At 27.2% G+C, this 23,329-nt stretch carries 11 protein-coding genes; 9 read left to right on the top strand and 2 right to left on the bottom strand.

Annotated elements, in window-relative coordinates; genetic code table 4:
- Nucleotides 1-30: 30 nt before the first annotated feature.
- A complete protein-coding gene (gene mobL, locus NMG77_RS02275) occupies nucleotides 31-1,557 on the bottom strand; it encodes a relaxase MobL (protein WP_255045626.1) in 1,527 nt (508 codons plus the stop codon).
- 166 nt (nucleotides 1,558-1,723) lie between these two features.
- Complete coding sequence (locus tag NMG77_RS02270; protein ID WP_255045625.1) at nucleotides 1,724-3,049, bottom strand: hypothetical protein; 1,326 nt, start codon at nucleotides 3,047-3,049, stop codon at nucleotides 1,724-1,726.
- A 756-nt stretch (nucleotides 3,050-3,805) separates the two neighbouring features.
- Here NMG77_RS02270 and NMG77_RS02265 point away from each other — a divergent pair.
- From NMG77_RS02265 to NMG77_RS02225, 9 genes are all read left to right on the top strand, one after another.
- Entirely contained in the window at nucleotides 3,806-6,007 is a 2,202-nt protein-coding gene (locus NMG77_RS02265; protein WP_255045624.1) for an IdeS/Mac family cysteine endopeptidase, read from the top strand.
- A gap of 578 nt (nucleotides 6,008-6,585) precedes the next feature.
- Nucleotides 6,586-8,310, top strand: a complete 1,725-nt coding sequence (locus tag NMG77_RS02260; RefSeq protein ID WP_255045623.1) for a hypothetical protein — start codon at nucleotides 6,586-6,588, stop codon at nucleotides 8,308-8,310.
- Between the two features lie 464 nt (nucleotides 8,311-8,774).
- Nucleotides 8,775-10,622 (top strand): hypothetical protein, encoded by a 1,848-nt coding sequence (locus tag NMG77_RS02255; protein WP_255045622.1) that lies wholly within the window; start codon nucleotides 8,775-8,777, stop codon nucleotides 10,620-10,622.
- A gap of 213 nt (nucleotides 10,623-10,835) precedes the next feature.
- Nucleotides 10,836-12,614 (top strand): hypothetical protein, encoded by a 1,779-nt coding sequence (locus NMG77_RS02250; RefSeq protein ID WP_255045621.1) that lies wholly within the window; start codon nucleotides 10,836-10,838, stop codon nucleotides 12,612-12,614.
- Nucleotides 12,615-12,860: 246 nt separating this feature from the next.
- Nucleotides 12,861-14,606, top strand: coding sequence for a hypothetical protein (locus tag NMG77_RS02245; protein WP_255045620.1), 1,746 nt, complete (start codon nucleotides 12,861-12,863; stop codon nucleotides 14,604-14,606).
- Between the two features lie 179 nt (nucleotides 14,607-14,785).
- Nucleotides 14,786-16,591, top strand: a complete 1,806-nt coding sequence (locus NMG77_RS02240; RefSeq protein ID WP_255045619.1) for a hypothetical protein — start codon at nucleotides 14,786-14,788, stop codon at nucleotides 16,589-16,591.
- A gap of 229 nt (nucleotides 16,592-16,820) precedes the next feature.
- A complete protein-coding gene (locus tag NMG77_RS02235) occupies nucleotides 16,821-18,605 on the top strand; it encodes a hypothetical protein (RefSeq protein WP_255045618.1) in 1,785 nt (594 codons plus the stop codon).
- 520 nt (nucleotides 18,606-19,125) lie between these two features.
- A complete protein-coding gene (locus tag NMG77_RS02230; protein ID WP_255045617.1) occupies nucleotides 19,126-20,907 on the top strand; it encodes a lipoprotein 17-related variable surface protein in 1,782 nt (593 codons plus the stop codon).
- Nucleotides 20,908-21,177: 270 nt separating this feature from the next.
- Nucleotides 21,178-23,118, top strand: coding sequence for a hypothetical protein (locus tag NMG77_RS02225; protein ID WP_255045616.1), 1,941 nt, complete (start codon nucleotides 21,178-21,180; stop codon nucleotides 23,116-23,118).
- Nucleotides 23,119-23,329: the final 211 nt, after the last annotated feature.

Genomic DNA, 23,329 nt, shown 5'->3' with positions numbered 1-23,329 from the left:
AGACTTACTCAGGTCTTTTACAAAGCAAAATTAAGATATCGTTCGATATCCTTTTTTCATATAAACCAATTTATCTTGGTTTAGAAGCTTTAAGTGTTCAACTACTTTTCTCTGGCTACATTCAAAGAATCAAGCATTCATATATGAACTTTTATCAAAGCTATCTTTGAAAAAGTTATGCATCATATTTCTTGTCTTATAGTTGATTCGTTTGAATTTCTTGGATTTATCAAAATCTACATCGTAGCTAGAGTTCTCAAATAAAGATCTAGTTTTGTTGTCAAGAGTTTTTCTATACCAAACACTTTCTGATTTTTTAGCTTTAAAATGAAGCGATTTAATGAAAGCATCGCTAATACCATCGTCCATATGACCGCCATCAATAAATCCGTTATGAAAATTGTTATCAATATCTGATGATTCATTTTCCATTCCAGCCTTTTTAAGATCGCTACCAGGGTTATGAGAAGCTTTAATAAATGCATTTCCGAATTTTGCATTCAATTCTTTTGTTAAAAAATCAGCACTCAACTTATCATAGGTCAGATCATGATAATTCAAGCTACTCTTATCTTCTGGATCATCTATATCGTTATAAGTAGCTATACGATGATTTTCATTGAATTCCTTGATTTGTTCTTGAATTCAAGAATTAATAATTTTGGCTTGCTTGTAGTACTCATCAAGCATTTTAGCTAGTTCAGGGTCAGTTTTAAATACACTTCTAACTCCTTTAAGGATTATTTCCTGTTCTTGTTCAGTTAAATTTTTGAAACGAATTTCTTTAGTTGATTTATTTTCCTTCACCCAATTATAGGCATCGGCATAGTCTTTGTTTTCAAACGAAACAACACCGTTTTCAAGTTTGTTTTTAAAGATTTCAACAAACTCGGAAGTATAAAGTTTTTTCTCATTTTGAATTTCAAGAATTCTAATGAAGATGTCTTGTTTAAGTTTTAAAAAAGTTTCTTTTTTAAGCGCTCCCTTAATTCTGAAAGATCTATCTTCTCCATTTTTAGTTCGCAACTTATAAGTTTTTTCTTTTTCTCAGAAAGAAAAATGAATATGTGGATGTTCTGTATTTTGATGAATACTGAAGACTAAATCAATATTTTTAGGATTAATTCCATTGCTTTTTCAGAAATCATAAAGCGGACGTTGAATAAGTTTAGCTATAGATTTCTTATCGTTAAAATCAATCAGTTTTTTAGTCTTGTCATCAAAAGATAAAACATTTTCTCATACGAATTGATCATCATCTAATTTAGCCATTTTTTGTTTAGCTAAATCTAATGATATTTCGTTACCTTGAATATCGAAAACCTTACTGCGATCTTCTTTTGATACAGCTTCTTCTCTTGCGATGTACTCTAAATACAAACCATCTTTAAAGTATCTCGCATGTCTATTCTTTTTTTGATTTGCGGATGAAGTTACTTTTTGAGATGCTTTAAAAAACAACGATCCATAAAAAACTGCGTTTTTATGTACGCTTCCAAATTGCCCTGTTAAAGAATCTAGTTTGTTTTGTCTTGTCTTTTCCTCAAGGTTTCTCATAACTTTTTACGAGAACCCCCAAGTTTGTTACAACGGTCAAAATAAACTATTATTAAATAATACAAGAAACCAAAAAATAATTACTACTAACATAAAAAATACAACCCTATTTAGAATGGGTTGTGTTTTACATATTTTGTTTTTTATATTTGAAGGTTAAAAGATATTATTTCTTAAAGAACATATCATTTATATAAACTTTGTAATTAGTTCTTAGAGGTACAGTTTCGTTCATTCCTGTCTCCTCAGCAATTACTACACCATAGTAATATTTAGCGTTCTTATCTAAAGCTGCTAATAAATGACCTCATTCCTTAACTTTTTCTTCACTAGTTAAACCGTATTTCTTATAAGCTTTTCTTTCACCTAGAGTCGATTTGAATAATACAGTTGATAAGAAATCGCTTGTAATACCAACATTGTCATCACTTACTAAAGGAGTGCTGAATGAACTATAGTAGATATCACCATAATTTCAATCGTGAGCTTTAACAACTTCGTCAGTTCCTTTGTTATAGCTGTGAACTGTAGATACATTAACGTTATTAGATTCTATACGAGTGAATCCTAAAATACCTTGAAGAATTAATTTAGCTTTTTCATTAGCATTTAAAGTTGATGATGCGTCTTGTAAAGCGGGTAAATGTAATTTAGTTCTTAAAAGGTTTCATTTAGCTATTTGTTTAGCTGTATAGTTATCATTAAATGTAATTAATGGTTGTAATGTGGTTACATCAACATCTTCAATAGCAACCATAGCAGCTTTATCTTCACTTAATAATCCGCGACCTGCATCGATTTCAGTTTTAAACTTATTCTTGTATTTAGTTATTAATCCCTTTACTTCTTCGGTATCAATAACTGTATCGTATGAAGGATTATCTTCAGTTTGTTCAAAGAATTCTCCGGCAGTGATATCATCGTACATTTTAGAACTTAATTCAAATAATTTGAAGTTTTGTTCTGTATTTGATCAGTTAAATGTAGCTGGTGCCTGAGTGCTATCGAATTCTGATTTAGATGATTCTATTCTGTTTGCAAAAGCAATTCTTTTTCTTAATTCATTTTCGTATAAGTTTTTAGTTTCTGTGAATTTGTTATAAAACTTACCTGTACCATCTTCAGAGTTATATTGTTTTAATTTATCATCTGCATTTTCTTCTTTTTTAGCGTTTTCTAATTCTGCAGTTAATCAAGCTATATTATCATCAATAGTTTTCTTAATGGAATTATCAACTATTTCTGTTTTAAAACCTTCCATTTTCTTTATAAATGATTTGGTTTTTCTTTCTTGCAAAAGTTTCCCAGCTACTTCAGTAACCTTATCTTCTACGACATTTAAAATTTGATCAACATCAATATTTACTTTTTTAAGTACAGGTCTTATTTTGGTTAAAAGAGCGTTATATTCACCTTCGCCATTATTCTTTTTAGCAAACTCTTGATCTGATAATCTTTTTATTTTATTTATTTGGCTATTTGCCGCTGTCACCGCTGCTTTCTTAGCTATTTTAATTAATTTAGCAGTTACACCCTTTTTCTCAGCTATGGCATTTACTTTTTGGATTAATAGCTGAATTTTTTCAATAGCTTTTTGTCTAGGTGTTTTTTCAACTTCTGTTTCTTCTTTTTTAGAAACATCTAATGATGCGTCAATTTGAACAGCATCTTCTTGAACAGGCTTAATTTTATCAGCGCTAGATTTAACTATTAACTTGTCGTTTATTTCAACAGGTTTATTTTCACTAGTACCTGATTTATTGCCATCAGAATCCTTCGGGGGGGGGGGGCTATCATTCCATCATTTTCTTTTTTACATGATGATAATGATAACGTCGGTCCTGCTAATGTTAACATTAGCAATCCGTTAACTAATATTTTTTTAATACTTAATTTCATTTTCTATCTTTATTATTGGTTAATATTATAAATTTTTATATTTATAAACAATCTTTTCATTTTTAAATTAACTAAGACTGGATGTTGTGAATCATGCCTGTAAATAAAGTTAAATGTCCTATTTATTTACAATTGTATAAACCTCATTTATTATTAAACTTATTAAACAACTATGGCAATTAAATAGAAATCCTTAAAATTTAATTTATAATTATTAGATAAAGATTGAATAGATTAAGATTGAATTTATAAATTAATACATGAATATTTATATTTCCTTGTATTAATTTTTTTATTAACACTAAATAATCACCCCTAGATTAATAAATAAAACTTAAGATTATTAACAATGAATATTAAGAAATCTAAACTATTATTTAGCCTATTTGGAACTTTAATAACTCCAGCAGCCTTACTTACTTCTTGTAAGAACTATTCTAACGATGTAAACTATCAACTAGAAAAACAAACTCTAAGTTTGATTTTAGATGATCAAGAAGTTGAATTAAGCAAATACGACCAACCTAAATACAATGTAATTGTTGTTGAATTGCGTGAAGCTTTTAATCAAGCTAAACAGATCTATAATAATGATCAATCTACAATTAGTGATCTTAGAAGAGCGATTGGTATCCTTGAAAAAGCGATTACTAAAGCGTTAACTGATAAACGAAGTATTGATAGTAATAACTCTGATCATCAAAATGGTACTAGTGAAAATGGGTCTAGTTCAGGTGATAATAATTCATCTAATGAAGTTTCTAATAATGCCAACTTAGATAGCAACAACAGCAATAATAATAGCTCTTTAGGTTCAACAACTTTAGATAATAGCAATCAAGATACAAATACTAATTCATCTAATAATAACAACAATAATAATCAAGATAACGCATTAAGCAGTGAAGATAATCTAAAACTATTTAACGATCTAACAAAAGATTTAATGAATATTGATAAAACTCAGGATGATCAAGTTTTAGATTCTAGTTATGATATTAATACTGCTTTAAAAAAATGAAACTCATTGTCTAGTGAAGTTAAATCAAGTTTAGCATCAATTAAAGCTAAACTTGATCAATTAAAAGCTAGATTAAATGAGTTAGAAAAAAACTTACCAGATTTTGATAATAAATATCGTGATGTATTAACTAAACCTAGTTATACGAATGAAGATGAAATCAAAGTGATAACAGCATTAGCTGAATATGAAACTTTTAGCGCTGAGAAAAAACAAGAGTTTTTATCTAAGAAACAAAAATTAGATAAGATTAAGGATGATATTTATAAACAAAGAATAAATCAAGGTGTTTTCTATCGTGACTCTCAAAGTGCGCAATGATTTAAGCAAGATAACTATAATGTTTTAAATCTAACTCTAGATACAGTTCAAGCTTCTGATTATAGAGCGATTAGTGAAGCTAAGAAAACAATAGACAAACTTCTTCCATCTATTAAAGAAATATTAGCTAAAGAACATACTTTAATTAATAATTTATGAACTAAAGTTCAACAATTAAGAGATGCTCAACCTAATAGTGTTTATGGTGGATCATCAACCAATTCTCAACCAAGAGAAGAAGAAAGTATAACATACATCCCAAGAGCAGAAAACAGTGAATACCAAGACCCTAAACAATTTGATTTTGCTAACAAAACAATGTTTGTTTATGGGGTAAATGCTCCTGGATTTAAAAACGATCCTGAGAAAAAATGAATTGTTAGAAATGATGTAGCCAGATTACCTTATGATAAGAAATATGGTTGATATGATGTTAATAAGATTGCTTTAGTTGAAGATCAATATCGTGATTTCAACTTATGTTGAGCTGCTTCTGCTTCTAATCTATTGCACTGATGAATTAACAATAATAAGCAATATATTGATGCTTATTTCAAACTTAATTCTACTTCAGAATGATCTAAAAATGTTCCAACTTATTATCCAGAACGTCAATCTATTCAGAATGATAATAAAGAAGGTAGAAGCCAGATCTTCCAAAGATTTAGTGATGCTTGAAGCGACCGTGGTGGATTTATCAATGACGGAATTAACTGATTTGTATCAGGTTGAAAACCTAGATCATCTGGTCTTTTAGTAGATATTGATGAAAATAAAGGAGGATACTTCAAAGATGTATTTACTCCTAAACCTAATAGAGAAACTAGAGGTCGATCAAACGATGTAACAGAAGACTATAACGGTTTAAGCTTTAATCGCTTTAACGATGTCTTAAAAGATGCTTTCTTAAACAAGAAAGCAGTAGGATTCTCATACCCAGGTCACGCGATGTCTATTTGAGGAGCAGAATTTGATGCTAATGGGAATGTAGATTATATTTACTTCTGTAATAATAACTATGGTGATCAAGAAGAAGATCTAAACGGTGGTTCATTAATTAGAGCTAAGGTTGTACCAATTAGCACTTATGCTGTTGGTTATTACACTGACTCATTCTATGCTAATAAACCTAAATCAATTAAATCATTTACTGTATTACCTTTATATCAAGATACTTGGAAACAATATTTAGCTAAACACAAATCATAATATAAAATCCCAACTATAAAGATTCTTCTTAGTTGGGATTTTTCTTATTAGTTAATTGTTTATATTTATCATAATAATTTTAGATAAATCATTAAATAGGTATTGATACATTTTTAATCGATCAATTTAAATCTTTAGATATATCTTGCTTTAGTTGGGTGATTTAATTAATTAGATAAAACTTAGTAAGTAGTAATATTTTCTATTCAATACTTGATAAAAAATACAACCTATTATTCAATGTTTTTAATACTTTTATAAGAACGATCAAAAAACGTGATTAAAAAAATTTAATTTTTTTATCAAAATCTGATTTTATTAAATATAATTTAGAATGTTTCAAATAAGATAAATTTAAGAGTTATTACTAAATAAGCTTATAAAATTATTAATAACTCTTAATCGGTATATGTTGAATTATTTGATTAGTTCAATTAAATAATTCAACCATTGATTTGTTAATTGTTTGATTTATATATTAGTTACAAGAAAGATTCATAGATAGAAATCTACAAATCTTTCTTGATAAATTTTTAGTCTAAGTGAAGATAAAAAACTTTTTAAAATTTCTAAGTTTAATGGGTGTAGGTTCATTTGTTGGGCTAGCTATAGCTAGTTGTTCTAAAACAGAACCTTCTAAATCTCTAGATGGGCAAAGTGGTAGTGATTCAGATAAAACCACTACAAATAAAAACGCTAAAACAGAAGTCGAAAAGTTAGCTAATTCCCTAACACCTGATAGTTTTGTAATAGTTGATAATTCTAAAAACAAAATAGATAAAACTAATATTAAAGCTAACGAAGTTAAAAAAGAAAATATCAAACTGAAAAAAGAAATAGAAACTAATCCTATCCTGGAAGGATGAGAAGTAGTTTTAGAACTAGTCTCTAATCCTCAAGATTTAAATCAAAATAACGATAGTATTCAGATCAAAATCAAATTCAACAAAGATAATGATTCTGTTACTTCTAATCCTATTACTATTGATGGTTTTAAATCATTAGCTAATTCAGTTAGATCTGCATTGTTATCTACTGAAGAGATAACAAACCAAGATGGATCTAAACAATCTATAAAGTTATTAAACTTAGGTGATAGTGGATGAAAAACCTTAGAAGAATTACTAGGTTCTAATTCTTCAATGGTTGATAGTTCATCTGATATGATGGCTAATCAACGAAATTCATCTATTAGTTTAGCAGAATCTAATGATAATAGTGATGAATATATCAATGATGCTAAACCACTACTAATTGATAGTAATTCTTTATTAGTTAAAGAATTATTTAAAAACAAGGTTGCTAGTTCAAATATTACTTCTAATCTTATGCTTTCATTAGAAGGAAAAGTTAAATTTGAAAGTATTAGAAAAGCTAATGATTCAGCAGAACTTATCCTAACTTCTTCTAGTGGAGAAAAACTTAAGATAACAGGTTCTTCAGTTGAAGATAATCAACAAAACACTAGAATAGATATCGAATTCGATAAAATTGTTTTAGCTAATGTAAAACCTTCAGATGTTGTAGTTCAGGTTTTATTTGGGGATACAGACAATATTAATAGTAGGAATAGTTCTCTGAACATTGTAAAAGTTTATAAAGATCTAGTTCTAAAGAATAATGAAACATCATCTGAAACTGGAACAGAAACAGACAACACATCAATAAAAGTTCCAAGTAAATACACTGATGTAGATGGCGAAAAACTCGGTTTAACTATTAAAGATAAAAAATGAGTATTTTATCCATTAGGAATAAGTTATGACGGTAATTCTGATATCGATAATTTTAGAGTTCTAGTAAATTTATCTTTCGGAAAAACATTAATCGCAACTAATGCATATGATTATAATGTTTATGTAAGGAAAATAAATGGTAAAGATTATGGATCATCTAGTAATAATGATGGTAGCAAGGAAAGTGAAGTAAATGCATTACTTATTAAACCTACCGTATTTAGTAATATTAGCGTAGATGGAAATAATATTAATGAATTTCTAAAAACTACTGATAGAAAAATTGATGAAAAATTAAATTCTTGATACAGTTTATTGGATAGTTCAAATTTAAGTTCTCAATGAGTAAATGATAAAAATCAAAAAGGGATGGGTAATGTGATAGCTAAAATAACTAAAAATAATGAAGAATATAAATCTAATTTAGTGCATATGAAAACGAATAATTATCTTTTCATAGCTGGTATTAAATCAGGTTCTAATGATTACAAGTTCTTACCTAGAATTACGTTTGTAACCTTTGTTTATGATGATAAAAAACCAAATAATCCAGCTTCTAGGGGCTAAAAATTAAAATCTTGTACTATAAATAAATAGATTTAATTAAAAATATATTAATTAGTAAATGAAAATTTAATAACAATATAATTTATTGGTTTTAATAAATCTAATAACAAAAATTAAGTCTATAAAAATAATTATTCGAACATCATTTAGTAATAAGTATAGAATTGTTTTCACAATCTTTAAAAATGAAAATTTAATATTATAAAAAGCAAGAAGCTAACTTTCTTGCTTTTTTATTTATTAACTAAAATAAATATCAATTTTCTTATCAAAACCCTTTGTTTCTAGAAGAAGAAGAAGAAGAAGAAGAAGAAGAAGTTCCTATACAATCTTGTTATATTTAAATAATTTTTATTAATAATGTTCATAATTTCTAAATTATTATAAAGTTATGCTCATAGGTTTTAGTAAGCCTATATTTTTTGCTATGTGAGCATATTTAATTAATAGATTGAAATATAACAATGAATAAAAAGAGTATATTAAAAGTAGTTAGTTTATTAAGTGTTGGATCTATAGTTATGTTATCAGCTACTAGCTGTAACGGAATTAAATTATCAGAACAACTAAAAAGTTCTAATTTAGACACGCAGCCTCAACCTGATCCAACTCTAGATAAAAATCCAACCAATGAACATATGGTTGAAGGTGGAGTATCTGCTTTAGTAACTAAAGCAAGAACAGAATTAGATAATCTAATTAAAACTAAAGCTAATAAGCTTGATGCTTATTCAGACTATTCTGTTATTAAAAATGAATTAATATCAGCATACAATGCTGCTGAATTAACTAAAAATTCTAATAGCGCCACAGAGCAACAACTTAATGAAGCAAAAGCATCATTACAATCATCTATTAACAAGGCTGAAGCTGATAAAACTGAGTTTGATAATGGTCATACAGATATAGTTAGAGCTTATAACGAACTTAAAACAACATTAAATAATAAATCTGCAATATTATCATCACTTAATGATGATAAATATGTCGGTATAAGAAGTTATTTTAAAACTTATTATGATACAGCAGAACAAATCATAACAAATACACTCCAATATGATGGATTAACTAAGAATACTATTGATCAAGCTAAAAATAAAATAGTGGAATTGACAGATAATTTAGATAGCAAGAAATCTAATATTGATCAGTATTCAACTTTTAAGATGTTTAGAGTTAATAATACCAACTTTAAAGGTAGTTTAAAATATAGCGCAACTCCAGCAGATAGTCAAAAGCTTGTAACTTTTTCATCTGATTTTGATAACGATAATAATTCATATCAATGAAGATATGCTAATAGATTAATTGATAGCGAAACTAAAGAACGTAGTATTCAAATAACAAATGTTAGTTGAATCTATAGTTTAGATACTCAGGATGGAATGAACATAACTACTGCTAGTTATGATCTAGATTTTGAATATTACGGTGGTAATACTGCTACTTTATACTTCCCTTTTAAAGCAGCTAAAGCTGATCAAGTCAGCAGTTCTAATCTTTCTCTTAAATATAAATTGAATGAAGCTAATCCAGTTAATATTGATTTAAATGGTGTTGCTGTGGACACTATAAAAGTGGCTAGCATCAACCTAACTGGATTAAAATTCGGTATGAATAAAATATCATTTACTACAGAAGCTAATAAGAAAGCTCCTATGATTGGTAATATTTATATCTCTACAACTGGTGATACTGTTGATGCTGTCTATAATGATATTTTTGGTAATGAAGTTAGTAATGAAAATCCAGATAAAATAACAGTTAATTTCCTTAAAGGATATGGGTTAGCTAACAAAGGTTATGGAGTTCTTGTTCAAAATACTCCAAACAATACTTTTATCAAAAAAATGAATTTTAAATTAGATTCAGATACACTTGGAAATAATGTGCCAACTAAAGAATACTATATAATAGGTTATTTAGGTGGTACCGCTGGTGGTTCAGGAGGGGCTAATGGTTCCAATGTTAAATACTATACTTTTTATGTAAATGCTCCTAAGGATGGCATGTACGAAATTAGTGGTGTCTTTAATTCAGGAGATAACAGAGGATTAGCTTTTTGAAAAGGATCATACAATGCTTCAAGTAATGGTAATAAAGCTAAATTTCAAAATCTAAATTCAGGTGATTGGAATAGTAAATTAAAATCGTTCAATAAAAACCAAAAAGCTACTAATGAATCAGCTAGTTTACAACTTACTAAAGGACTAAATAAAATTATTGTTTCTGGTCCAGATTCAAACTCTGCTGCTCCTAATTTAGGGAATGTATCATTTACATTTGTTAATAGTTCAGCATCAAATACTTAATTAAAATTATTTAAAAATATTAAATCATTTAAAACTCTTTATTTCTAGAAGAAGAAGAAGAAGAAGAAGAAGAAGAAGAAGAAGCTCTTAATCGATTTCGGTTCATTAATATCGCTCATGAGCGATAATGAACTGAAATTTTTTTATATAAATATAATTAGTGGTTTTTAAAAACTATTGTTTTGTTATTTATTTAAAAAATAAGAAGATTGAATGAAAATTAAGAAAAATATATTAAAAATAGTTAGTTTATTAAGCGCTTTTTCTATAGTTGTATTATCAGCTACTAGTTGTACGGGAGTAAAAATATCAGAAACAAACCCTCCATCAATATCTCCGAATCAACCAACAGATCCTAATCCAAGCAATCCTGAACCTACTAAACCAACGATGAAGGATGAATCCAACCCATCGTTAATTCTAGCTAAAGAAGAATTAAATAATTTATTAAAAACAGAAGATTCAAATATTTCCTTATATAATGACTATTCTGAAATAAAAAGTAAATTACAAAACGCTTATAATGTTGCTAAAAGTATAAATAGTGATTCCACTTCAAATGAACAAAGTATTCTTGAAGCTAAGAATACTTTACGAACAGCTATAGATAATGCTGCTAGCGAAAAAAGTTCATTTGATAGTTCTAAACCACAATTAGTTGAAGCGTACAAATCCTTAAAAAATACTCTAGGAAACAAATCAAATGTTTTAAATCAAATAGGTGATAATGCTTCATATCAAGGATTAATAAATCAATATAATTCATTGTATTCTGTTGCTGAATTAATAATAACTAACACTCTTCAAGCTAACGATTTAACCAAAGGCAAAATTTATAACGCTAAATCTGATATAGAAAATTTTGTTTCTACAATTAGTGATAAAAAAATGGTTTCTGATGAATATTTAAACTTTAAAAAGTTTTCAATTAAATCTGATAATTTTATAGGTGATTTTTCAAAAACTCAAAATCAACCAGAGAATTGAAGAATTGTTTCATTTAGTTCTAATTTAAATAATGTAAATAATAAGTTCGCTTTTAGAAAAATTGATAAATTAGCTCAAACAGATAACTTATCAGATATAACTGATGTTGCTTGAATTTATGATCTAAGAAGTCAAGAAGGCAAAACTGCTAGTTATGATTTTAAATTTAACTATTATAGTGGTTCAAATGCTGTTCTGTATTTCCCGTATAAAATCTATACAACATCGCAAAATTCAACTAATTTAGGATTACAATATAAACTTAACAATGGAGATCTAATTGATATCTCTTCTATTATAAGTGATGCTCAAATAGATGATATAAAGATAGCTAAAATTAATTTAACTGGTTTAATTTTTGGAGAAAACACTATTTCATTTAGTGTTCCTAGTGATAAACAAAATCCAATGATTGGTAATATGTATGTTGCTCAATCAGAATCTGAAGAATCAATAAACAAAATTCGTGACAATATATTTGCTAATGAATGAAATGAAAACAATCATAATGTGATAACAGTAAATTTAGTTAAGGGATATGGAATAGCTAATAAAATCAAAACTAACTTAACTAAATTTAGCGGGAAATTTAATGATAATGAAGAAACTAAAACATATTATCTATTAGGTTATCTAGGTTCTAAAGAAGGATCAGGAAATGATTCGAAAACTGATCGTTACTATGTATTCTATCTAAACGCACCTACTCAAGGAACATACAAGATAAGTGGATTTTATAATTCAGGAGAGACTAGAGGTTTATCTTTTTGAAAAGATGCTTATAATGCTCAAGAAAACGGTAAAAAAGCTAAATTTAATAATTTAAATTCAGGTAATAATAATTGAACTAGCAAATTAAAGAATTTCAATGAAGCACAAAAATTGAGTGGTAATAATGCTAGCTTGGATTTAATAAAAGGTTTGAATAAAATTATAGTTTCAGGTAAAGAAGCAAATAACGCAGCTCCAAACCTAGGGAATATAACATTTACTTTAGTTCAATAAGTTGAACCAACAGCTTAAAAAGAATATATTTTGAATAATAAGAATTTAATCGAAAAATTATTTTAATTAAAACCGTTTATTTTTAAACCTAAAAGAAGAAGTAAAACAAAATTTAATTAATTGTTTTGGACTCGTTCAACTAACGCAAGTTTGTGAATGAGTCTAATTTATTTAATTGAGTGTGTTTTTATAAATTTATATAAATTTCAGTAAAACCATTTATTATCGGTTTTATAAATCATTTTTGTGAAACGAAAAAGTTTTTTAAAAACAATTAGTTTCTTAGGTATTAGTACATTAGTTAGTCTATCAGCAACCAGTTGTAATGCTTTAAAAACAACAGAACCAATAAAAGAATTCAAAACTGATTTAAAACCAGAAACACCAATTAATACAGAAACACCAATTAATAAAAAGAATTCTGATCCATTAATAGATAATGCTAGAGCAGAATTAACTAATATAATAAAAGATAAACAATCAAAAATTAATCTATATGCTGATTACTCAAAAATAAAAGAAACATTAGAATCAGCATATAATCCTTCTGAATCTATTAATACTAATCCTGATTCAACATTAGAACAATTACAAAAAGCTATAGCAGATTTACAATCTGCTATAGATACTGCTGCTAACAATAAAGAACAATTTAATAATGCTAATGAAGCATTGATAAGAGAATTTAATTCATTAAAAGTAACTTTAAATAATAAAGATGAAAAATTAAATTCTATAAATCAAGATAAATACAGTGGCATTAAATTTCATTTAAATTCTTTATATGAAGTTGCTGAAAATATTGTTCAAAGCGGTTTACAACCTAATGGAAGTTTAGAAGTTAGTTCGGTGATGACTGCAAATAATAGTATTAAAGATGAAATATCTTTAATTGATAGTCAAAAAATCAATGCAGACAAGTTTGCGGATTATGAAAGATTTAATATTAACCAAACTAATTTTAAAGGAACTTTCACTAAAACTGGAATGCAAAATTCAGATTACAGTATCGTAGCTTTTAATTCTGATTTAGATTTTAATTTTAAGTTAGCTAATAGAATCATTAAACAAGAAAATAAAAGTCAAAATTTAAGCGACACAAAAGAACTGACCAATGTTGCTTGAATTTACGATCTAAACGGTACTCAAAATCCGATGTACCAATTTGAATTTACCTATTATGGTCCTGCTAGTGCGACATTATATTTTCCTTATAAGTTAGCTAAAGCTAACGATAAGGATAATTTATCATTGAAATATAAATTAAACGATTTAGAACTCCAAGATATCGTTTTAAATGATCCTAAAGTTGATGATATAAAGGTTGCTGCAATTAGATTAAGTAACTTAGCTTTTGGTAAGAATACAATTTCATTTACTACTGATAATAATAAAGTTACACCTATGATTGGTAATATGTATATATCTTCAATAAATAGTTCAGCGGAAAAGGTATATAATGATATCTTTTCTAATGAATTATCGAACAATTCTAATTCCATAACCATTAATTTTATTAAAGGTTATGGAATTGCAAATAAATCTGACACAATAATTAGAAAGCTTAATGCAGCATTAGATGATTCAGGTAGTCCTAAAGATCATTATTTAATAGGGTATTTAGGTAATGGTGGAAGTACGAATCCTAAAACTAATGAAAAATACTATTCATTCTATGTAAATGCTCCGCAATCAGGAGCATACACTATTAGTGGAAGTATTAATTCAGGAGAAAACAGAGGATTAAGGTTTTGAAGTGGAACTTATGAAAATCAACAAAATATTGTTAAGTTTCTAAATTTAAAATCAGGTGACAATTGATCGGGATTAAAATCATTTAGTTCATCTACTAATACGATGAATAATAAGAAAACAATAACTCTAGAAAAAGGTATTAACAAAATTTTTGTTTCAGCAGATGAAGCTACTAAAGATGCTCCTAATTTAGGAAATGTAACATTTACCCTAACTCCATCTTCAAACCCATCTTAATATTTTTCTTATAAATTTTTAAAAGACTAAATAAGTCTTTTAAAAATACAAAAACTCACCGAATTAATTTTTATCAAAGTTCAATTCTGGTAATAGATCTAATTTATTCATGTTTTTAATTTTATATAAACCTTTGGTATTAATGTTTGATTAAATTTCATTAATTAGAACAATTGAATATGAAAGTTAAATCTATCACAAAAATAATAAGCTTATTAAGCACATCTTCTTTAGTTACTTTATCCATAACTAGTTGTAATGGTTTAAAGTTATCTAATTCTAATGAGATAGATCAGCCTAAGGATATAGATCCTAAACCTGATCCATCTTTACCAACTACGAATAATAAACCAAGCAATGATCCTTTAGTAAATCAAGCTAGAACAGAGTTAAATTCATTAATAAATGATAAAGAAACTAAAGTGAATTTATATGAAGATTACTCAAAAATAAAAGAAACATTAGAATCAGCATATAATTCTTCTGAGATTATTAATACTAATCCGAATTCAACATTAGAACAATTACAAAAAGCTAAAGCAGATTTACAATCTGCTATAGATACTGCTGCTAGTGCTAAAACTGATTTTGATAACAATAATAGTGAATTAGTAACAGCATATTTTTCATTAAAAACTATTCTTGCTACAAAAGATAATAAAATATCTGAATTAGGTTTAAATGATATTAAATATAACGGAATTAAAGAACATATCAATTCCATTTATAACTCAGCTAATACCATAATTAATAACACTTTACAGCCTGTTACACCTTTAGATATTTCAACAGTTAATACTGCAAAACAAAATATTGAAAATAGTATTAAATCTACTGATATACAAACTTATAAAACTAATGTAGATGGTTATGTTGATTTTAAGAAATTTCCAATTATTAATGACGCAGAACACTTTAAAGGAACTTTTGCTAAAACAGGTAACCAACCAAGTGATAAAACAATTGTTGCATATAGTTCTAATATTTCAGAACCTAGCTATAAATTTGCTAAAAGAACAATTAAAGATCTTGGTAGTTCTGCAAATCCTACAGATGTTGCCTGAATCTATGATTTAAAAAGCGGAGAAAACCAATCTGCTAGTTATGATCTAAAATTCACATATTATGGTGGGAGCTCTGCTACTCTATATTTCCCATATAAGAGTTATTCAAACTTGATAACTCAAGATAATTTTGCTCTACAATATAAATTAAATGATGGAGAAAATGTTTTCGATATTACGTCATTAATTAGAGATGCTTCAGTAGATGATGTTAAGGTTGCTAAAATCGAGTTAACTGGATTAAACTACGGCGATAATACAATATCATTCAGTATTCCTAGTGATAAGAAGAACCCTATCATTGGTAATATGTACATAACATTACCAAATTATTCTGGTTCTGAAACTAAGGTATATAATTCTATATTTGGTAATGAAGCGGATATGCAAAATAAAAATAAGATAACTATTAATTTTGCGAAAGGTTACGGATTAGCCAATAAATCTATTACTGAAATTAAGAAAATAAACGCGGCTATTAATAACAATGGTACAGCTACAGATAATTTTGTTTTAGGTTATGTAGGCAGTAGAGATAGTGGCAGTAATAATGATGCAGTTAATATACGTTACTATTCATTTTATGTTAACGCTCCTACAGAAGGATTGTATGAAATTAGTGGAATATATAATTCAGGCGAATCAAGAAAGTTAGTATTTTGAACTAAACAATACAATAATACAGAAACGGATGGAAAAGCACAATTTAAGAATCTTATGTCTTCTGGAAGTTGAGATAACAGTTTAAAATCATTTGATTCTACTAATAAGGATGACGGTTTTAAATCAACACTTAAATTGAAACAAGGATTAAATAAAATAGTAGTTTCTGGTGATGTGAATAGTTCAAATGCTAACCTTGCTCCTAATTTAGGTAATGTTACATTTACTTTATCAACATCAATGAGTAGTTCAAAATAATAATTTATTTTAACTAAATAACATAAAATATCAATTTATATAAAATCCTTTATTTCTAGAAGAAGAAGAAGAAGAAGAAGAAGAAGAAGAAGAAGCTCCTAATCGATTTAGGACTATAATTCGTGCATATACGCGATAATAGATCTAATTTTTACATAAATATAATTATTAGGTTTTTAGTTACCTAATCCCATTTTTTTATATTAGTGAATAACAGTAAGAGAATTGAATGAAGAATAAAAAGATATTAAATATCGCTAGTTTATTAGGTATATTTTCGGTAGTTTCATTATCAATGACTAGTTGCAATGGGCTGAAGCCATCTAATTCTCAAATGAACAATGAAAAATCTACTAATCGAGATGAATTGAATAACGGATTAAATCCAATAACTCCCGACAATTCAGGTGTATCTGTTGATGAGATGGATAATTCTGTAGTAAATAAATTGAAAACAGAGTTAAGCCAATTGATAACTAATAAGAATTCTATTGTTTCGATGTATGCTGATTATGCAAAAATTAAAAAAGAGTTAGAAAATGCATACACAAATGCTGAAACTATAAATAACAATAATGGTTCTAATAAAGAACAGTTAGAAAATGCTAAAGATAATTTAGAATCAGCTATCAACAAAGCTAGAACAGATAAAAATGAGTTTGATGATAAAAATCAATCATTAGTATCTGCTTACAATAATTTAAAAAATATTGTTAAGTCAAAAAATACCAATTTGGATCAATTTGAATCTGCAAAATATAAGGGAATTAAAGATAAACTTAATATTTTGTATGAAAACGCTGAAACTATTTTGAATAATACATTACAACCTGAACGAGATTTGCAAATAGATACTATAACATCTAAGAAAATTGAAATAGATACAGCAATATCAAACATATCAACATGAAAAACTAATGCTGATATGTTTTCGAATTATCTGATGTATAAAATTACTCAAGAAAAATTTCAAGGTACATTTACAAAAACCGGAACTCAAAGTGCTAATTATAGTTTCGTAGGATTTAGCAATGATGAGCAACATGATTTTAAATTTGCTAAAAGAGTTGTAAAAGAAAATGTTGCTTCTGCTAGTCTTAGTAACTCAGATCAATTAACAGATGTATCTTGGATATATGATTTAACAGGTACAGACGCTAAATATGAATTTAATTTTGAATATTTCGGACCGTCTAATGCGTTTTTATATTTTCCTTATAAATTAGCTAAAAGTAGCGATATTAACAATTTATCTCTAAAATATAAACTAAATACCTCTCAAACCCAAGAAATAACTCTTGAAAATCCTGAAGTTAAATCAATAAAGATAGCTAAAGTTCGGTTAAATAATTTAATTTTTGGACAAAATACAATTAGTTTTAACACTGATAATAATAAAGTAACTCCGATGATCGGTAATATGTATATTACATCATCAGAGGATTCTGAAAATAATATTTATAACAATATTTTTGGTAATGAAATTTCAAATACTAACCAAAATTCTATTACGGTTAATTTCTTAAAAGGTTATGGTCTTGCTAATAAGCATGATACGATAATTAGAAGATATAATGCTACATTAGATGATCGTGGTTCTGCGCAGCAACATTTTGTTTTAGGGTTTCTTGGTAACAATGGAACAACTAATCCTGAAAGTAATGAATCTTATTATTCATTTTATGTAAATGCTCCTCAAAAAGGTAATTACGATATTAGTGGAATTTTTAGTTCTGGAGAAACTAATAATAACAATATAAGAGGCATAATTTTATGAAGAGATTCATATAATAATGATAAGAAGGCTAGGTTTGATAGATTAATTTCCTTTAACAGTTGAGATAAATTAAAAACTTTCACTAAAACTGATAAAGCTAGCGGTTTTTCAGGTAGTTTAGAACTAGAAAAAGGGTTAAATAAAATTATAGTTTCTGGGAATATGTCTGCAAAACCTGCTCCTAATTTAGGTAATTTAACATTTACATTAACTACTATAGATTCAAGATCTATGTAAGAAATTAAATTTTTCATTGATTGAAACCAATTTTTCAATATTTTAGGATCGTTTATTTTTATTTAGTAAACGATCCTTATTCATTGTTTCTATTTATATAGAAATGCTTATTATATAGAAATACTTATACTTTTAAGTTGAAAATTACTTAAAATCATGTGGTTTTGATAAAAAACTACTGTTTAATACATTAATAAAATAAGAGCATTCAGTTATTAAGATCTTTTGAAAATGTGTAAAATTTAGAGCTATTTTTATATTTGTAAAGTAATTCAATTATATATTTCTAAATCTTTATAAAAATTTTAAAAAGTTTTAAAACCCTTTATTTCTAGAAGAAGAAGAAGAAGAAGAAGAAGAAGAAGAAGAAGCTCTTATATGTTTCAGGGTCATTTTTCGGTTTTTTAACCGAAAAATGATCCTGATTTATTTATTAATTATTCAGATTTATATAGATTTTTAGCAAAATCTATTATTTGAATTAATTAAGGAAAAAGATTTTGCTAATTACAAACTTTAAGTGAAAAGAAAAAATATCTTAAAGTTTATTAGTCTATTAGGTGTTGGTTCTTTTGTTGCTTTATCTGCAGCTAGCTGTAAACAACCGGTTACTGAAAAACCTACTAAACCAACTGAACCAAAAAATCCGGATAACGGAGGTGGCACAACTACGACTCCTCCTACAACAGGTGGTGGTGGTGGAGCTACCACTTCAAATCCTAGTGGCGGATCTGATGGATCTAACAATATGACTCCATCTGAACCAACAAATAGTAAAAAAGCAGTTGAGGCTTATGTAAAAACATTAATGCCGGATAGTTTTAAACTGGTAAATTCTAGTAATGCTGAAATAGCTAAAGATAGCATAAAAGCTAGTGAAGTAACTAAGGAAAATATTAAATTAAAAGAAAATAATCCCGCAACTGAAGGATGAACATTGGGTGTTGAGTTAGTTAGTAATAGTGATAGTACAAATCCAGAAAATGACTCTGTTAAATTTAAGATTAAATTTACTAAAGAAAGTGATGAAGTAACTAGTAATGAAATTACTATATCTGGATTTAAGACATTAAAGAGTTCTATAGCATCTGTTTTATTAAAAACAGCATCAGTTAAAGATGAACAAGGTGAGAAAGTTAATAAAACTGTCTTAGATTTAGGAAGTGCTGAATTTAAAAAATTATCAGAGTTAAATAAACAAATAACCATAACAACATCTAGTTTAGAACGATCATTAAGAACAACTGATGATGTTAATGAACCGAATGTATCAAAAACATCAGAATTAGCTATAAAATTTAAAAGTTTAATAACAAATAATGAGTCAGAAATAAAAAATGAGTTAAATAGCTTAAAAACTAATTTTAATGAGTTTGATCCAGAAAAATTATATTTATCAGGTGAAGCTGAGCTAGTGTCAATTATTGATTCTGAACAAAACCAATCACAGGCTAGCTATTATTTAACATCTAAAGATGAAAATAATAAATTATCAATAAAATACGAAGATAATCCGAATTGATCAATAATATTAGATGACGGAATAGTTCTTAAAGATTTATTACCAGATGATATAAAAATAAGTGTCTATATTAAAGATGGTGATAGAATGGAAAATTCTTCATCTAACATTGATGAATACAAAGAAAAAATAAAATCTGAAGGTTCTGAAAGTACAAGATATTCTTTAGATAGTAATAATAATTTAAAATTTAAAGTCAGCGTAAATGCAAACAATTCTTCTATAGATAAAATAGTAAATGTTGATCCGATTAAATTACCTTATATAGGCGAAGGTAAGGTTGATAAGATATTTTTCAAATCAAAATACATTTTTGATGGTAAAGAAATATTTGATGATAAATATTTTGGTACCAAATTAATTTTCAAGAAAATTCATAATATTGATTCTGGATCTAAAAAAGCATTAGATTCATCTGTTGTAAATAATTCAGGAAATGGCTTAGGGAGCATTCCAGGAAGAATGGGCGACAGTGTTACTGATTGAAAATCAGTACTATCTTCAAATGATGCTAATTATTTCTTTTCAAAGAATGATAATTCTAATGAATTTAATGACTTAATTTATGGAACCAATAATAGTAGTAACGGTGATGGGGTTGTTCAATTGATAGAAAATAATATTATGTCTGGAAATATTAATGTTACTAAAATTAACAATAATAATCCTACGACATTTATAATCTTTTCAAGAGTGGCTTATAAAAAGTCAGCTACTACATTCGGTTATTACTGACCAAATTCTGTTACTATCTTGTATTTTGCTAATAGAACAAATTAATAATCATAAATTCTTAAAACAATAAATAGGTATATACTAAAGTTCTATTTTATTAATTATTGAATTTAACCAAAACCCTTTATTTCTAGAAGAAGAAGAAGAAGAAGAAGAAGAAGAAGAAGAAGAAGAAGCTCCTATTTGTTTCAGGGTCATTTCTTGGTTTTTTAACCGAAAATGATCCTGATTTATTTATTAATTATTCAGGTTTATATAGATTTTTAGCAAAATCTATCGTTTAGTTAAGAGGATTTTGTTAAACAGAACTTTAAGGTGAAAAGAAAAAATATCTTAAAGTTTATTAGTCTATTAGGTGTTGGTTCTTTTGTTGCTTTATCAGCAGCAAGTTGTAAAACAGAAAAGGTAGTAAAACCTACTAATCCAACCGATCCAAAAAATCCGAATAATGGCGGTAATAAAACACCAGAAAACCCAGGAACTGAAAATCCTGTAACCCCTCCAACAAATGGTGGTGGTAACGGAGGAACAACTACTCCTACTACTCCTGCAAATTCAAAAGCAGAAGTTGAAAAATTCGTGAAAACTTTAAGTCCTGAAAGTTTTAAATTAGTTAATGCTGATGGAAATGAACAACCTTTTAACGAAGTTAAAACTAGTGAAATCGATTTAACTAAAATAATGTTAAAAAACACTAGTCCAGCTATTGAAGGATGACAATTGGGAGTTAAGTTAGTTAGTAATAATATTAGTTCTAGTGAGGATAAAGATAATATTCAAATCAAAGCTGAATTCACTAAAGGTAGTGATCTTGTAGCTAGTGATCCTATAACTTTAAGTGGTTTCAAAACTTTATCTAGTACTATAGCTTCACTACTATTAAAAGATGAAACTGTTAGTGGCTCTGATGGAACAAGTACAGTTGCTAAAGTTTTAGATTTAGGTGATGCTAATTGAGATACGTTAGAGGATTTAATCTCTGCTGCGACTAAAGAAGTTGGAACTGATGATAGTACTGAATCGGCACATCCTGAAAGAGCAACTGCATCAGGACCTTCTGGAGTTGGCGCTAGATCATTAATTAAATTAGTGGATTCGACTTCAGGTGATACAGAAACATCTGGAAAAAGTTCTAGTAAAGAAAATTCTACGACAACAGAATCAGATAATAGTTCAAGTATTGGTGATAATTCTAAGTTATCTACTATATTATTAAAAAATAAAGTAGAAACAATTGGTAAAATTAAAAATCCTGAATTATCAATTAAAGGTAATTTAATTTTTGAATCAGTATCTAAAGATGGTGAATCTCCTAAATTAGTGTTTAAAGCGCAAGAAGGTAAAAAACTTAAAATTGTTGGTACTGCATCTGAAAATGATTCTGAAGTAATTAAGAATATTAGTTTTGATTTTGATAAAATAGTGTTAAGAAAAGTTATTCCATCAAATATTAAAGTAGATGTGTTTAATGATAACACAATATCTCAAAATAATTTCAAAGATTATAGCGATGCTAGTTTAGTAGCTAATTCCGGTGAAGTAGTCGGTACCGTAGGTACTGTTGATAATAATGCTAATACTAGAACTATAACTGTTGCAAGTAAATACACAAAGAATGATGAAGATAAACTAGGTTTACAAATTCAACAAAAAAATTGAGAATTTATTCCGACATCTATTTATTATAATGGTCAAGATAAAATAGAAAATTATAAGGCTTTAGTTAAAGTATCTTTCGGTAAAACATGGACTACTACAAATGTTTATGACTACAATGTTTATTTAAAGAAAATGTTTTCTGATGATTATGAAGGTAATGGAACGGAAAGTGCTAACAAAGCAAAATTATCTTATATTAAGCCTGAAGTATTTAGTCGTATAAATATGTGGAGAAACAACGTTAATAAATTTTTAGATCCTAATCCAGGTTTTGCTGACAATCTAACTTCATGATACAGTTTATCTAGTGATAATAATGCCAGTAAGTGGGTTAATGATAATAATCAAACAGGTAAAGGTAATATTATATCTAAAAATATAGATGTAACTAAAAACAATGAATCAGAAAAAGGTTGAAGATCAAATTTAGTTAGCAATCAAAATAACAACTTTATGTTTATAGCAGGAATTAAATTAAGTGATGATAACAAATATGTATTTTTCCCTAAAATAACATTCGTTACATTTAAATATCAAGCAGCTCCTGCAGCAACATCAACCTCTGAAACAACATCTTCTTCGGGAAGAAACGCTTAATCTATTTATTTAATAAATAACTCATTGTTAATCCTAAAAGGATATTTAAGAAACAATAACGATTATAAAATTATAGATAAACAAGAAGTAATAGCATTAAGCTAAATACTTCTTGTTTTTTTAATTATTATCTTATTGGTATACTATAAGCATTATTTTATGCTAAGCAATCTTCTTTGAAGAATATACATAACAATAAACTAGATATAAT

Source organism: Mycoplasma bradburyae, from assembly GCF_024339025.1.
Lineage (GTDB): Bacteria > Bacillota_I > Bacilli_A > Mycoplasmatales > Mycoplasmoidaceae > Mycoplasmoides > Mycoplasmoides bradburyae.
This window is presented reverse-complemented; position numbering and strand designations above follow the sequence as displayed.